Origin of the sequence: Enterobacter hormaechei subsp. xiangfangensis (assembly GCF_001729785.1) — a bacterium.
GTDB classification, from domain to species: domain Bacteria; phylum Pseudomonadota; class Gammaproteobacteria; order Enterobacterales; family Enterobacteriaceae; genus Enterobacter; species Enterobacter hormaechei_C.
In genome coordinates, this window is the sequence record NZ_CP017183.1 from 238,418 (window position 1) to 253,640 (window position 15,223).

Genomic DNA, 15,223 nt, shown 5'->3' on the forward strand with positions numbered 1-15,223 from the left:
TAGGGTGTTCTCCCTCTCCCTCCTGGAGAGGGCAGGGGTGAGGGGCGTGCATGCACCCCCTCACCCTAACCCTCTCCCACAGGGAGAGGGAATTTACATTTGTGAGCAATACAGACGTCACGCCACTGGTCGTGCGTCATCAGAGAGAATCCGGGTTATGTTGCAGTTCATCCTCCGACGTCTGGGACTGGTTATCCCGACGTTTATCGGTATCACCCTTCTCACTTTTGCCTTCGTCCATATGATCCCCGGCGACCCGGTAATGATTATGGCGGGCGAGCGTGGTATTTCCCCTGAGCGCCATGCACAGCTGCTGGCTGAACTCGGCCTCGATAAGCCGATGTGGCAGCAGTATCTCCACTATATCTGGGGCGTGTTGCACGGCGATTTAGGGATTTCACTGAAAAGCCGTCTTCCGGTGTGGGACGAGTTCGTACCTCGCTTTAAAGCGACGCTGGAACTCGGTATCTGCGCCATGATCTTCGCGACCGCGGTAGGGATCCCCGTTGGCGTACTGGCTGCCGTTAAACGTGGCTCTATTTTTGACCACACCGCTGTTGGCCTGGCACTGACCGGCTACTCCATGCCTATCTTCTGGTGGGGCATGATGCTGATCATGCTGGTCTCGGTGCAGTGGAACCTGACGCCGGTCTCCGGACGCGTCAGCGATATGGTTTTCCTTGACGACACCAATCCGTTAACCGGCTTTATGCTGATTGATACGGCGATCTGGGGCGAAGAGGGCAACTTCATTGATGCGGTTGCGCACATGATCCTGCCTGCAATGGTGTTGGGCACCATCCCTCTGGCGGTGATCGTGCGTATGACCCGTTCCTCCATGCTGGAAGTGTTGGGCGAGGATTATATTCGTACTGCCCGCGCTAAAGGCCTGACCCGTATGCGCGTCATCATCATTCATGCCCTGCGAAACGCTATGCTGCCGGTGGTAACCGTTATCGGTTTGCAGGTCGGTACGCTGCTGGCGGGGGCGATCCTGACCGAAACCATCTTCTCCTGGCCGGGTCTTGGACGCTGGCTGATTGATGCGCTGCAACGCCGTGACTATCCGGTTGTGCAGGGCGGTGTACTGCTGGTCGCGACGATGATTATTCTCGTCAACCTGCTGGTCGATTTGCTGTACGGCGTGGTGAACCCGCGTATTCGTCATAAGAAGTAAGGGGCCATCATGTCACAAGTTACTCAAAATAAAGTGGTCACCGCACCGGTGCCAATGACGCCGATGCAGGAATTCTGGCACTACTTCAAGCGCAACAAAGGCGCGGTCGTCGGGCTGGTGTATGTTTCCATCATGATCCTGATTGCGGTGTTTGCGAACGTCCTTGCGCCGTATAACCCGGCTGATCAGTTCCGCGATGCGCTGCTGGCACCTCCTGCATGGCAGGACGGCGGAAGCCTGGCGCACCTGCTGGGCACCGACGACGTGGGTCGCGATGTGCTTTCGCGCCTGATGTACGGCGCACGCCTGTCGCTGCTGGTTGGCTGCCTCGTTGTCGTACTGTCGCTGATCATGGGGATCGTACTCGGCCTGGTTGCAGGCTACTTCGGCGGCATTGTTGATAACATCATCATGCGCGTCGTCGACATTATGCTGGCATTGCCAAGCCTGCTGCTGGCGCTGGTGCTGGTGGCGATCTTCGGTCCGTCGATTGGTAACGCCGCGCTTGCGCTGACGTTTGTTGCGCTACCGCACTATGTGCGTCTGACCCGTGCGGCGGTGCTTGTGGAAGTGAACCGCGACTACGTTACCGCCTCTCGCGTGGCGGGTGCCGGTGCGATGCGTCAGATGTTTATCAATATCTTCCCAAACTGCCTTGCGCCGCTGATTGTTCAGGCGTCGCTCGGTTTCTCTAACGCCATTCTTGATATGGCCGCTCTTGGCTTCCTTGGCATGGGTGCGCAGCCGCCAACACCGGAGTGGGGCACCATGCTCTCCGACGTGTTGCAGTTCGCGCAAAGCGCCTGGTGGGTCGTCACCTTCCCGGGTCTGGCGATTCTGCTGACGGTGCTGGCATTTAACCTGATGGGTGATGGTCTGCGTGATGCACTTGATCCCAAACTGAAGCAGTAAGAGGCACGAGATGGCGTTATTAAATGTAAATAAATTATCCGTGCACTTTGGCGACGAAGGCACACCGTTTCGCGCCGTGGACCGTATCAGCTACAGCGTTAATCAGGGCGAAGTGGTCGGGATTGTAGGTGAGTCGGGCTCCGGTAAGTCAGTGAGTTCGCTGGCGATTATGGGGCTGATTGACTACCCCGGCCGCGTGATGGCGGAAAATCTGGAGTTCAACGGTCAGGATCTGAAGCGTATTTCCGAAAAACAGCGCCGCCAGCTGGTGGGCGCGGAAGTGGCGATGATCTTCCAGGACCCCATGACCAGCCTGAACCCATGCTACACCGTGGGTTTCCAGATTATGGAAGCGATTAAGGTGCATCAGGGTGGGAATAAGAAAACCCGTCGCCAGCGTGCTATCGATCTGCTGAACCAGGTGGGGATACCTGACCCAGCATCGCGTCTGGACGTTTACCCGCACCAGCTTTCAGGCGGGATGAGCCAGCGCGTGATGATCGCCATGGCGATTGCCTGTCGGCCAAAGCTGCTGATTGCGGATGAACCGACGACGGCGCTTGACGTGACCATCCAGGCACAGATCATCGAGCTGCTGCTGGAGCTGCAGCAGAAAGAGAACATGGCGCTGGTGCTGATTACGCACGATCTGGCGCTGGTGGCGGAAGCGGCGCACAAAATCATCGTGATGTACGCGGGTCAGGTGGTGGAGACCGGAAGTTCGCACGATATCTTCCGCGCGCCGCGTCATCCGTATACGCAGGCGTTGCTGCGTGCGCTGCCGGAGTTTGCCCAGGACAAAGCGCGTCTGGCGTCACTGCCGGGTGTGGTTCCGGGTAAATATGACCGTCCGCAGGGCTGCCTGCTGAATCCGCGCTGCCCGTATGCGACGGATAAATGCCGCGCCGAGGAGCCAGAGCTGAATCTGCTGGCCGATGGTCGGCAGTCAAAATGCCACTACCCACTCGATGATGCCGGGAGGCCAACACTATGAGTACGCACGAGGCCACCACGCAACAGCCGCTGTTGCAGGCTATCGACCTGAAAAAACATTACCCGGTGAAGAAGGGGATTTTTGCTCCTGAGCGCCTGGTAAAAGCGCTGGACGGCGTCTCCTTCAGCCTTGAACGCGGTAAAACGCTGGCGGTCGTCGGGGAGTCGGGCTGTGGGAAATCCACGCTGGGCCGTCTGCTGACGATGATTGAAACGCCAACCGGCGGCGAGCTTTACTATCAGGGCCAGGATCTGCTCAAGCACGATCCGCAGGCGCAGAAGCTGCGTCGCCAGAAAATCCAGATTGTGTTCCAGAACCCGTACGGTTCTTTAAACCCGCGTAAAAAAGTGGGGCAGATTCTGGAAGAACCGCTGCTGATTAACAGCAATCTGAGCAAAGAGCAGCGTCGTGAAAAAGCGCTGGCGATGATGGCGAAGGTGGGGCTTAAAACCGAGCATTACGATCGCTACCCGCATATGTTCTCTGGTGGTCAGCGTCAGCGTATTGCCATCGCTCGTGGGCTGATGCTTGACCCGGATGTGGTGATTGCCGATGAGCCGGTCTCAGCGCTTGACGTGTCCGTTCGCGCGCAGGTGCTTAACCTGATGATGGATTTACAGCAGGATCTGGGACTGTCGTACGTCTTCATCTCCCATGACCTGTCCGTGGTCGAGCACATTGCCGATGAGGTGATGGTGATGTATCTGGGACGCTGCGTGGAGAAGGGGACGAAAGATCAGATCTTTACTAACCCGCGTCATCCGTATACCCAGGCACTGCTGTCTGCGACGCCGCGGCTGAACCCGGATGACCGCCGTGAGCGCATTAAGCTGACCGGTGAGTTGCCAAGCCCGCTTAACCCGCCGCCGGGATGTGCGTTTAACGCCCGCTGCCGTCGCCGCTTCGGTCCGTGTACGCAGTTGCAGCCACAGCTAAAGGATTATGGTGGACAGCTGGTGGCCTGCTTCGCGGTCGATCAGGATGAAAACGGCGAAAAGCCGCATGCATAAATAAAAAACCGGCGATAAGCCGGTTTTTTTTTACGTCTGAGGTCTACTTCCGTAAACGAATCTGGTCGACGGCGTGTTTCTCACTCTTGGTGAGGATCAGGCTTGCGCGTTCGCGCGTCGGCAGGATGTTCTCTTTGAGGTTGACGTAGTTGATCTCATTCCACAGCCCGGTCGCCACGCTGATAGCCTCTTCTTCAGAGAGCTGGGCGTAGTTGTGGAAGTAGGAATCCGGGTCGGTGAACGCCCCTTCGCGGAACTTCAGGAAGCGGTTGATATACCAGCGTTGCAGCAAATCTTCCGGCGCATCGACATAGATTGAGAAATCGACAAAGTCAGAGACAAACACATGATGCGGATCGTGAGGGTAATCCATCCCGCTTTGCAGGACGTTTAAGCCTTCCAGAATCAGGATGTCGGGCTGCACAACCGTTTTGTCGCCATCCGGGATGCGGTCGTAGATCAGATGTGAGTAAACCGGCGCGGTAACGTGAGGTACGCCCGATTTTAGATCTGAAACAAACTTTACCAGGCGGTGCATATCATAAGAGAGCGGGAAGCCCTTCTTTTTCATCAGGCCGCGTTCTTTCAACACCTCGTTGGGATGCAGGAAGCCGTCGGTGGTGATCAGCTCCACGCTGCGGTGTTCCGGCCAGCGGCTCAGCAGCGCCTGAAGCACGCGCGCGGTGGTACTTTTACCCACTGCCACGCTGCCCGCAATACTGATGATATAAGGAATACGTTGACCGTTCGTGCCGAGGAACTGTTCCAGGACGGCCTGACGACGCAAATTGGAGCTGATATAGAAGTTAAGCAAGCGAGAGAGGGGGAGATAGATTTCTGCCACCTCTTCCAGGGAGAGATCTTCGTTTATCCCTTTTAGCCGTGCGATTTCACCTTCCGTCAGTGTCATAGGGACGGAGTCACGCAGGGCTGCCCACTGGCTACGGTTAAACTGAAGATAGGGCGTCATTAACGTTTGCTCTTTTTTGCTCATAAGCATGCTTCTGTGAACCATCACGAAACGGCGGGTGCGGGCTCATCACATAGTTAATTTTGGACAATGGGCAGGAGGTTAACACCAGATGAGAGGAATAATAAGAAAAAATATGGGAAAGCGATGCTTAACCGGGCAGGTATCACGTGGGGCTATAGCGTGCCGAAATCAGGCGTTCATGTTGAATTTTTAACCGTGAGCGGATGAATTTACAGCGGTTAGCCCTGGTTTCGAATAAAATGTGAGCGAAAGAACGTTTTATGCAATTTTTTAGTTGCATGACTGCGCAGGTCTCCATAGAATGCGCGCTACTTGATGCCGACTTAGCTCAGTAGGTAGAGCAACTGACTTGTAATCAGTAGGTCACCAGTTCGATTCCGGTAGTCGGCACCATCAAGTCCGGTGGGGTTCCCGAGCGGCCAAAGGGAGCAGACTGTAAATCTGCCGTCACAGACTTCGAAGGTTCGAATCCTTCCCCCACCACCACTTTCTGGCAGCGTCAACGCCGCCGGAGCTGGTTGGAAAAATTGACCAGCTCGAACAGAAAAGAGAGAAATCTCTTTTTTTGTTACAGAAAGAACTGGGTAGCCGAGTTTCAGGATGCGGGCATCGTATAATGGCTATTACCTCAGCCTTCCAAGCTGATGATGCGGGTTCGATTCCCGCTGCCCGCTCCAATACGTGCTGATATGGCTCAGTTGGTAGAGCGCACCCTTGGTAAGGGTGAGGTCCCCAGTTCGACTCTGGGTATCAGCACCACTTCACTTCTCCCTCCCTTTCTCTCTGTTTCAATGTAAATGTATTCAACAGTTCAGGCATTTTCGCCTGGTTGATGTGGTGATATCACCGATTTATCCGTGTCTTAGAGGGACAATCGATGTCTAAAGAAAAGTTTGAACGTACAAAACCGCACGTTAACGTCGGTACTATCGGCCACGTTGACCATGGTAAAACAACGCTGACCGCTGCAATCACTACCGTACTGGCTAAAACCTACGGCGGTGCTGCTCGTGCTTTCGACCAGATCGATAACGCACCAGAAGAAAAAGCTCGTGGTATCACCATCAACACTTCTCACGTTGAGTATGACACCCCGACTCGCCACTACGCACACGTAGACTGCCCAGGCCACGCCGACTATGTTAAAAACATGATCACCGGTGCTGCGCAGATGGACGGCGCGATCCTGGTTGTTGCTGCGACTGATGGCCCTATGCCTCAGACTCGTGAGCACATCCTGCTGGGTCGTCAGGTAGGCGTTCCTTACATCATCGTGTTCCTGAACAAGTGCGACATGGTTGATGACGAAGAGCTGCTGGAACTGGTAGAGATGGAAGTTCGTGAACTGCTGTCTCAGTACGATTTCCCAGGCGACGACACTCCAATCGTTCGTGGTTCCGCGCTGAAAGCGCTGGAAGGCGATGCAGAGTGGGAAGCGAAAATCATCGAACTGGCTGGCTTCCTGGATTCTTACATCCCAGAACCAGAGCGTGCGATTGACAAGCCATTCCTGCTGCCAATCGAAGACGTATTCTCCATCTCCGGTCGTGGTACCGTTGTTACCGGTCGTGTAGAGCGCGGTATCATCAAAGTTGGTGAAGAAGTTGAAATCGTTGGTATCAAAGAGACTGCGAAGTCTACCTGTACTGGCGTTGAAATGTTCCGCAAACTGCTGGACGAAGGCCGTGCTGGTGAGAACGTTGGTGTTCTGCTGCGTGGTATCAAACGTGAAGAAATCGAACGTGGTCAGGTTCTGGCGAAGCCAGGCTCAATCAAGCCACACACCAAGTTCGAATCTGAAGTGTACATTCTGTCCAAAGACGAAGGCGGCCGTCATACTCCGTTCTTCAAAGGCTACCGTCCACAGTTCTACTTCCGTACAACTGACGTGACCGGTACCATCGAACTGCCAGAAGGCGTAGAGATGGTAATGCCAGGCGACAACATCAAGATGGTTGTGACTCTGATCCACCCAATCGCGATGGACGACGGTCTGCGTTTCGCAATCCGTGAAGGCGGCCGTACCGTTGGCGCGGGCGTTGTTGCTAAAGTTCTCGGCTAATCGCTGATAACATTTGACGCAATGCGCAATAAAAGGGCATCATTTGATGCCCTTTTTGCACGCTTTCACATCAGAACCTGGCTCATCAGTGATTAATTTTGTCATAATCATTGCTGAGACAGGCTCTGCGGAGAGCGTATAATACGAAAAGCGAATAGCATTTCGATTGGTTTGCCTCGCACTCGCGGGGTGAAAATGTTTGTAGAATACTTCTGACAGGTTGGTTTATGAGTGCGAATACCGAAGCTCAAGGGAGCGGGCGCGGCCTGGAAGCGATGAAATGGGTAGTTGTAGCCGTGCTGCTGATTGTGGCGATTGTCGGCAACTATCTTTATCGTGACATGATGCTGCCGCTACGCGCGCTTGCAGTGGTAATTCTGATTGCTGCGGCGGGTGGTGTCGCGCTGTTGACGACGAAAGGCAAAGCGACCGTTGCGTTTGCCCGCGAAGCGCGTACCGAAGTCCGCAAGGTCATTTGGCCGACTCGCCAGGAAACATTGCACACCACGCTGATTGTAGCGGCGGTAACCGCTGTAATGTCACTGATCCTGTGGGGACTGGATGGTATTCTGGTTCGCCTGGTATCCTTTATCACTGGCCTGAGGTTCTGAGATGTCTGAAGCCCCTAAAAAGCGCTGGTACGTCGTTCAGGCGTTTTCCGGTTTTGAAGGCCGCGTAGCTACGTCGCTGCGTGAGCATATCAAATTACACAATATGGAAGAGTTATTTGGCGAAGTTATGGTTCCGACCGAAGAAGTGGTTGAGATCCGTGGCGGCCAACGTCGCAAAAGCGAACGTAAATTCTTCCCGGGTTACGTGCTGGTTCAGATGGTGATGAACGACGCGAGCTGGCACCTGGTGCGCAGCGTACCACGCGTGATGGGCTTTATCGGCGGCACATCTGACCGTCCGGCGCCAATCAGCGACAAAGAAGTTGATGCGATTATGAACCGCCTCCAGCAGGTGGGTGACAAACCGCGTCCGAAAACGCTGTTTGAACCGGGTGAGATGGTTCGTGTTAACGACGGTCCGTTTGCTGACTTTAATGGCGTCGTCGAAGAAGTGGACTACGAGAAGTCCCGCCTGAAAGTTTCCGTTTCTATCTTTGGTCGTGCGACCCCGGTAGAGCTGGACTTTGCTCAGGTAGAAAAAGCCTAAGCAGCGATCAAAAAAGCGACGATTTAATCGTTGCACAGGGCGCGAGATTGGAATACAATTTCGCGCCTTTTGTTTTTATGGGTTCCGACCCGTAAAACGAATTTTATTCACGGGGAGCCTCTCCGAGGCGTTATTACCCAATCAGAGGATTTTAGAATGGCTAAGAAAGTACAAGCCTACGTCAAGCTGCAGGTTGCAGCAGGTATGGCGAACCCAAGTCCACCAGTTGGTCCAGCTCTGGGTCAGCAGGGTGTGAACATCATGGAATTCTGTAAAGCGTTCAACGCCAAAACTGAATCCATGGAGAAAGGTCTGCCAATCCCAGTTGTAATCACTGTTTACGCTGACCGTTCTTTCACTTTCGTTACCAAAACCCCTCCAGCAGCAGTTCTGCTGAAGAAAGCAGCGGGCATCAAGTCTGGTTCCGGTAAGCCGAACAAAGACAAAGTGGGTAAAATTTCCCGCGCTCAGTTGCAGGAAATCGCGCAGACCAAAGCTGCCGACATGACTGGTTCCGACATTGAAGCGATGACTCGCTCCATCGAAGGTACTGCACGTTCCATGGGCCTGGTAGTGGAGGACTAAGAAATGGCTAAACTGACCAAGCGCATGTCCGTGATCCGTGACAAAGTTGATGCGACCAAACAGTACGACATCAACGAAGCTATCGCTCTGCTGAAAGAACTGGCTACCGCTAAGTTCGTTGAAAGCGTTGACGTTGCCGTTAACCTGGGCATCGACGCTCGTAAATCCGATCAGAACGTTCGTGGCGCAACTGTACTGCCACACGGTACTGGCCGTTCCGTACGCGTAGCTGTATTTGCTCAGGGTGCAAACGCTGAAGCTGCTAAAGCTGCCGGCGCTGAACTGGTAGGTATGGAAGATCTGGCTGATCAGATCAAGAAAGGCGAAATGAACTTTGACGTTGTTATTGCTTCTCCAGATGCAATGCGCGTTGTTGGCCAGCTGGGCCAGGTTCTGGGTCCACGCGGCCTGATGCCAAACCCGAAAGTGGGTACTGTAACCCCTAACGTTGCTGAAGCGGTTAAGAACGCTAAAGCAGGTCAGGTTCGTTATCGTAACGACAAAAACGGCATCATCCACACCACCATCGGTAAAGTGGACTTTGACGCTGACAAACTGAAAGAAAACCTGGAAGCTCTGCTGGTTGCGCTGAAAAAAGCAAAACCAACTCAGGCGAAAGGCGTGTACATCAAGAAAGTTAGCATCTCCACCACCATGGGTGCAGGTGTTGCAGTTGACCAGGCTGGCCTGAGCGCTGCTGCAAACTAATGCCTTTACGTGGGCGGTGATTTTGTCTACAATCTTACCCCCACGTTTGCTAACAAAAGTTAGCGGCTAAAAGAATTGTTCGTTGGAGCCTGGCCTATCCAGGCCTCCGTCGAAGACCGCAGGTGTTTCGCAAGAAACTTAATCCCCTGCGTAGACGGTGACAGAACGCTAAGATTATTTTAAATACTCTGGCTTGTTTCTGCTCACCGTATTAAGACGCTCTTCCCGTTGGGTCGAGTGAAGTGAGTTCCGGAACATGAGTTCCGGCAAACATCCAGGAGCAAAGCTAATGGCTTTAAATCTTCAAGACAAACAAGCGATTGTTGCTGAAGTCAGCGAAGTAGCCAAAGGCGCGCTGTCTGCAGTAGTTGCGGATTCCCGTGGCGTTACTGTAGACAAAATGACTGAACTGCGTAAAGCAGGTCGTGAAGCTGGCGTATACATGCGTGTTGTTCGTAACACCCTGCTGCGTCGCGTAGTTGAAGGTACTCAGTTCGAGTGCCTGAAAGACACGTTTGTTGGTCCGACCCTGATTGCATACTCTATGGAACACCCGGGCGCTGCTGCTCGTCTGTTCAAAGAGTTCGCGAAAGCGAATGCAAAATTTGAGGTCAAAGCTGCAGCCTTTGAAGGTGAGTTGATCCCGGCATCGCAAATCGATCGCCTGGCAACCCTGCCGACCTACGAAGAAGCAATTGCACGCCTGATGGCAACCATGAAAGAAGCTGCGGCTGGCAAACTGGTTCGCACTCTGGCTGCTGTACGCGATGCGAAAGAAGCTGCTTAATCGCAGTTATCTTTATAAAGCATTTGCTTACGTATAAACTTATTCTGATTTTCAGGAACAATTTAAATGTCTATCACTAAAGATCAAATCATTGAAGCAGTAGCAGCTATGTCCGTAATGGACGTTGTAGAGCTGGTTTCTGCAATGGAAGAAAAATTCGGTGTTTCTGCTGCTGCTGCTGTAGCTGTAGCTGCGGGCCCGGCTGAAGCTGCTGAAGAAAAAACTGAATTCGACGTAATTCTGAAAGCTGCTGGCGCGAACAAAGTTGCTGTAATCAAAGCAGTACGTGGCGCAACTGGCCTGGGTCTGAAAGAAGCTAAAGACCTGGTAGAATCTGCTCCAGCTGCGCTGAAAGAAGGCGTGAGCAAAGACGACGCAGAAGCACTGAAAAAATCTCTGGAAGAAGCTGGCGCTGAAGTTGAAGTTAAATAAGCCAACTTTTCTGGTTGCAGCCTAAGCAATTAGGCTGATGGCTGGTGACTTTTTAGTCACCAGCCTTTTTGCGCTGTAAGGCATCAGCAGCATTTCACACTGTTTGACTGCTGGTTGTCCTGACAATGCTTGTTTCTATCGACGACTTAATATACTGCGACAGGGTGCTCGCTCTGTGTAAATCGCAATGAAATGGTTTAAGCGTGATAGCAACAGGTATTGCGGAAAGTATTCAATTTTCCGGTCCACAAAATGGTGTTGCACAAACTGTCCCTTCGTCGGACAGATGGGTCGACTTGTCAGCGAGCTGAGGAACCCTATGGTTTACTCCTATACCGAGAAAAAACGTATTCGTAAGGATTTTGGTAAACGTCCACAAGTTCTGGACATTCCATATCTCCTTTCTATCCAGCTTGACTCGTTCCAGAAGTTTATCGAGCAAGATCCTGAAGGGCAGTACGGCCTGGAAGCAGCCTTCCGTTCCGTGTTCCCGATTCAGAGCTACAGCGGTAATTCCGAGCTGCAGTACGTCAGCTACCGCCTTGGCGAACCGGTGTTTGACGTTCAGGAATGTCAGATCCGTGGCGTGACCTATTCCGCACCGCTGCGCGTAAAACTGCGTCTGGTGATCTACGAGCGCGAAGCGCCGGAAGGCACCGTAAAAGATATTAAAGAACAAGAAGTCTACATGGGTGAAATTCCACTCATGACGGACAACGGTACTTTCGTTATCAACGGTACTGAGCGTGTTATCGTTTCCCAGCTGCACCGTAGCCCGGGCGTCTTCTTCGACAGCGATAAAGGTAAAACGCACTCTTCCGGTAAAGTACTGTATAACGCACGCATCATTCCTTACCGTGGTTCATGGCTGGACTTCGAATTCGATCCAAAAGACAACCTGTTTGTCCGTATCGACCGTCGTCGTAAGCTTCCTGCAACCATCATTCTGCGTGCACTGAACTATACCACTGAGCAGATCCTGGACCTGTTCTTTGAGAAAGTGATCTTTGAAATCCGCGACAACAAGTTGCAGATGGAGTTGGTGCCGGAACGTCTGCGTGGTGAGACCGCGTCGTTCGACATCGAAGCCGACGGCAAAGTGTATGTGGAAAAAGGTCGCCGTATCACCGCGCGCCACATCCGCCAGCTGGAAAAAGATGATATCAAACACATCGAAGTTCCGGTTGAATACATTGCAGGAAAAGTAGCCGCGAAAGATTACGTTGATGAATCAACTGGCGAGCTGATCTGCCCGGCGAACATGGAGCTGAGCCTGGATCTGCTGGCTAAGCTGAGCCAGGCTGGCCACAAACGTATCGAAACGCTGTTCACCAACGATCTGGACCACGGTCCGTACATCTCTGAGACTGTACGCGTCGACCCAACCAACGATCGTCTGAGCGCGCTGGTCGAAATCTACCGCATGATGCGTCCTGGTGAGCCACCAACTCGCGAAGCGGCTGAAAGCCTGTTCGAGAACCTGTTCTTCTCCGAAGACCGCTACGATCTGTCCGCGGTTGGTCGTATGAAGTTCAACCGTTCTCTGCTGCGCGACGAAATCGAAGGTTCCGGTATCCTGAGCAAAGACGACATCATTGAAGTGATGAAGAAGCTCATCGATATCCGTAACGGTAAAGGCGAAGTGGACGATATCGACCACCTCGGCAACCGTCGTATCCGTTCCGTAGGCGAAATGGCGGAAAACCAGTTCCGCGTTGGCCTGGTACGTGTAGAGCGTGCGGTGAAAGAGCGTCTGTCTCTGGGCGATCTGGATACCCTGATGCCTCAGGATATGATCAACGCCAAGCCGATTTCTGCGGCAGTGAAAGAGTTCTTCGGTTCCAGCCAGCTGTCTCAGTTCATGGACCAGAACAACCCGCTGTCTGAGATCACGCACAAGCGTCGTATCTCCGCACTCGGCCCAGGCGGTCTGACCCGTGAACGCGCAGGCTTTGAAGTTCGAGACGTACACCCGACTCACTACGGTCGCGTATGTCCAATCGAAACGCCTGAAGGTCCAAACATCGGTCTGATCAACTCCCTGTCCGTGTACGCACAGACGAACGAATACGGTTTCCTCGAGACCCCGTATCGTAAAGTGACCGACGGTGTTGTTACTGACGAAATTCATTACCTGTCTGCTATCGAAGAAGGCAACTACGTTATCGCTCAGGCGAACTCCAACCTGGATGACGAAGGCCACTTTGTAGAAGATCTGGTTACCTGCCGTAGCAAAGGCGAATCCAGCTTGTTCAGCCGCGACCAGGTTGACTACATGGACGTATCCACTCAGCAGGTGGTATCCGTCGGTGCGTCCCTGATCCCGTTCCTGGAACACGATGACGCCAACCGTGCATTGATGGGTGCGAACATGCAACGTCAGGCCGTTCCAACTCTGCGTGCTGACAAGCCGCTGGTTGGTACCGGTATGGAACGTGCTGTTGCCGTTGACTCCGGTGTTACAGCAGTTGCTAAGCGTGGCGGTACCGTTCAGTACGTTGACGCATCCCGTATCGTTATCAAAGTTAACGAAGACGAGATGTATCCGGGCGAAGCGGGTATCGACATCTACAACCTGACCAAATACACCCGCTCTAACCAGAACACCTGTATCAACCAGATGCCATGTGTGTCTCTGGGTGAGCCAGTTGAGCGCGGCGACGTGCTGGCAGATGGTCCGTCCACCGACCTCGGTGAACTGGCGCTCGGTCAGAACATGCGCGTAGCGTTCATGCCGTGGAACGGTTACAACTTCGAAGACTCCATCCTCGTCTCAGAGCGTGTGGTTCAGGAAGATCGTTTCACCACCATCCACATTCAGGAACTGGCATGTGTGTCCCGTGACACCAAGCTGGGGCCAGAAGAGATCACTGCCGACATCCCTAACGTGGGTGAAGCTGCGCTCTCCAAACTGGATGAATCCGGTATTGTTTACATCGGTGCGGAAGTCACCGGCGGTGATATTCTGGTAGGTAAGGTGACGCCGAAAGGTGAAACCCAGCTGACGCCAGAAGAGAAACTGCTGCGTGCTATCTTCGGTGAGAAAGCGTCTGACGTTAAAGACTCTTCTCTGCGCGTACCAAACGGTGTTTCCGGTACGGTTATCGACGTTCAGGTCTTCACTCGTGATGGCGTTGAGAAAGATAAGCGTGCGCTGGAAATCGAAGAGATGCAGCTCAAACAGGCTAAGAAAGACCTGTCTGAAGAACTGCAAATCCTCGAAGCAGGTCTGTTCAGCCGTATCTATGCGGTGCTGGTTGCCGGTGGCGTTGAAGCTGAGAAGCTCGACAAACTGCCACGCGATCGCTGGCTGGAACTGGGCCTGACCGACGAAGAGAAACAGAATCAGCTGGAACAACTGGCTGAGCAGTATGACGAACTGAAACACGAGTTCGAGAAAAAACTCGAAGCGAAACGCCGTAAAATCACTCAGGGCGACGATCTGGCACCAGGCGTGCTGAAGATTGTTAAGGTGTATCTGGCTGTTAAACGTCAGATCCAGCCTGGTGATAAGATGGCAGGTCGTCACGGTAACAAGGGTGTTATCTCTAAGATCAACCCGATCGAAGATATGCCGCACGATGCTAACGGTACGCCGGTAGATATCGTACTGAACCCACTGGGCGTACCGTCTCGTATGAACATCGGTCAGATTCTGGAAACCCACCTGGGTATGGCTGCGAAAGGTATCGGCGATAAGATCAACGCCATGCTGAAACAGCAGCAGGAAGTCGCGAAACTGCGCGAGTTCATCCAGCGTGCCTATGATCTGGGTACTGACGTTCGTCAGAAAGTCGACCTGAACACCTTCAGCGATGAAGAAGTGCTGCGTCTGGCAGAGAACCTGCGCAAAGGTATGCCAATTGCAACGCCGGTATTCGACGGTGCAAAAGAAGCTGAAATTAAAGAGCTGCTGCAACTGGGTGGTCTGCCAACGTCTGGTCAGATTACGCTGTTTGACGGCCGTACCGGTGAACAGTTCGAGCGTCCGGTAACCGTAGGTTACATGTACATGCTGAAACTGAACCACCTGGTCGACGACAAGATGCACGCTCGTTCTACCGGTTCTTACAGCCTGGTTACTCAGCAGCCGCTGGGTGGTAAGGCTCAGTTCGGTGGTCAGCGCTTCGGGGAGATGGAAGTGTGGGCGCTGGAAGCATACGGCGCAGCATACACCTTGCAGGAAATGCTCACCGTTAAGTCTGATGACGTGAACGGTCGTACTAAGATGTATAAAAACATCGTAGACGGCAACCATCAGATGGAGCCGGGCATGCCAGAATCCTTCAACGTACTGTTGAAAGAGATTCGTTCGCTGGGTATCAACATCGAACTGGAAGACGAGTAATTCTCGCTCAAACAGGTCACTGCTGTCGGGTTAACGCCCGACAGCAGAGTGTGCTA

General features: G+C 53.2%; 13 protein-coding genes and 4 tRNA genes. 16 read left to right on the plus strand and 1 reads right to left on the minus strand.

Going from position 1 to position 15,223, the window contains the following annotated elements; genetic code table 11:
• The first annotated feature begins 157 nt into the window (after positions 1 to 157).
• From dppB to dppF, 4 genes are read left to right on the plus strand one after another with little or no spacing between them, the layout of a single operon-like run.
• Positions 158 to 1,177 (plus strand): dipeptide ABC transporter permease DppB, encoded by a 1,020-nt coding sequence (gene dppB / locus BFV63_RS01170; RefSeq protein WP_006810536.1) that lies wholly within the window; start codon positions 158 to 160, stop codon positions 1,175 to 1,177.
• 9 nt (positions 1,178 to 1,186) lie between these two features.
• On the plus strand, positions 1,187 to 2,089 hold the full coding sequence (gene dppC / locus BFV63_RS01175) for a dipeptide ABC transporter permease DppC (protein ID WP_003862349.1): 903 nt from the start codon (positions 1,187 to 1,189) through the stop codon (positions 2,087 to 2,089).
• A 10-nt stretch (positions 2,090 to 2,099) separates the two neighbouring features.
• Entirely contained in the window at positions 2,100 to 3,083 is a 984-nt protein-coding gene (dppD, locus tag BFV63_RS01180) for a dipeptide ABC transporter ATP-binding protein (protein WP_022650197.1), read from the plus strand.
• Positions 3,080 to 4,093, plus strand: a complete 1,014-nt coding sequence (gene dppF, locus BFV63_RS01185) for a dipeptide ABC transporter ATP-binding subunit DppF (RefSeq protein WP_023315202.1) — start codon at positions 3,080 to 3,082, stop codon at positions 4,091 to 4,093. Before dppD ends, dppF begins: the two co-directional genes overlap by 4 nt.
• Positions 4,094 to 4,136: 43 nt before the next feature.
• Here dppF and coaA read toward each other — a convergent pair whose 3' ends face one another.
• Complete coding sequence (coaA, locus tag BFV63_RS01190; RefSeq protein ID WP_015569977.1) at positions 4,137 to 5,087, minus strand: type I pantothenate kinase; 951 nt, start codon at positions 5,085 to 5,087, stop codon at positions 4,137 to 4,139.
• 317 nt (positions 5,088 to 5,404) lie between these two features.
• Between coaA and BFV63_RS01195 the strand changes: the two genes are divergently transcribed.
• The 12 genes from BFV63_RS01195 (at position 5,405) to rpoB (ending at position 15,167) form a co-directional block, all read left to right on the plus strand.
• Positions 5,405 to 5,480 (plus strand) — tRNA-Thr (locus tag BFV63_RS01195).
• 8 nt (positions 5,481 to 5,488) lie between these two features.
• Positions 5,489 to 5,573 (plus strand) — tRNA-Tyr (locus tag BFV63_RS01200).
• Between the two features lie 116 nt (positions 5,574 to 5,689).
• Positions 5,690 to 5,764: transfer RNA gene (locus BFV63_RS01205), tRNA-Gly, on the plus strand.
• Between the two features lie 6 nt (positions 5,765 to 5,770).
• Positions 5,771 to 5,846, plus strand: a tRNA-Thr gene (locus BFV63_RS01210).
• Positions 5,847 to 5,964: 118 nt separating this feature from the next.
• A complete protein-coding gene (gene tuf / locus BFV63_RS01215) occupies positions 5,965 to 7,149 on the plus strand; it encodes an elongation factor Tu (protein ID WP_023323999.1) in 1,185 nt (394 codons plus the stop codon).
• Positions 7,150 to 7,376: 227 nt separating this feature from the next.
• Entirely contained in the window at positions 7,377 to 7,760 is a 384-nt protein-coding gene (gene secE / locus BFV63_RS01220) for a preprotein translocase subunit SecE (protein WP_003862342.1), read from the plus strand.
• Between the two features lies 1 nt (position 7,761).
• Positions 7,762 to 8,307 carry a transcription termination/antitermination protein NusG gene (nusG, locus tag BFV63_RS01225; protein WP_003862341.1) on the plus strand — a complete coding sequence of 182 codons (546 nt, stop codon included), beginning with the start codon at positions 7,762 to 7,764 and terminating at the stop codon, positions 8,305 to 8,307.
• A 156-nt stretch (positions 8,308 to 8,463) separates the two neighbouring features.
• Positions 8,464 to 8,892: a 50S ribosomal protein L11 gene (gene rplK, locus BFV63_RS01230; RefSeq protein ID WP_003862340.1), complete on the plus strand. Its 429-nt coding sequence runs from the start codon at positions 8,464 to 8,466 to the stop codon at positions 8,890 to 8,892.
• 3 nt (positions 8,893 to 8,895) lie between these two features.
• The gene (gene rplA, locus BFV63_RS01235) at positions 8,896 to 9,600 is read left to right on the plus strand and encodes a 50S ribosomal protein L1 (protein WP_006810530.1); all 705 of its coding nucleotides are present in this window, start codon (positions 8,896 to 8,898) and stop codon (positions 9,598 to 9,600) included.
• Positions 9,601 to 9,889: 289 nt separating this feature from the next.
• A complete protein-coding gene (gene rplJ, locus BFV63_RS01240; RefSeq protein ID WP_003862338.1) occupies positions 9,890 to 10,387 on the plus strand; it encodes a 50S ribosomal protein L10 in 498 nt (165 codons plus the stop codon).
• 66 nt (positions 10,388 to 10,453) lie between these two features.
• Positions 10,454 to 10,819, plus strand: coding sequence for a 50S ribosomal protein L7/L12 (gene rplL, locus BFV63_RS01245; RefSeq protein ID WP_002445276.1), 366 nt, complete (start codon positions 10,454 to 10,456; stop codon positions 10,817 to 10,819).
• Positions 10,820 to 11,138: 319 nt separating this feature from the next.
• Positions 11,139 to 15,167, plus strand: coding sequence for a DNA-directed RNA polymerase subunit beta (rpoB, locus tag BFV63_RS01250; protein ID WP_008503453.1), 4,029 nt, complete (start codon positions 11,139 to 11,141; stop codon positions 15,165 to 15,167).
• The last annotated feature ends 56 nt before the right edge of the window (positions 15,168 to 15,223 follow it).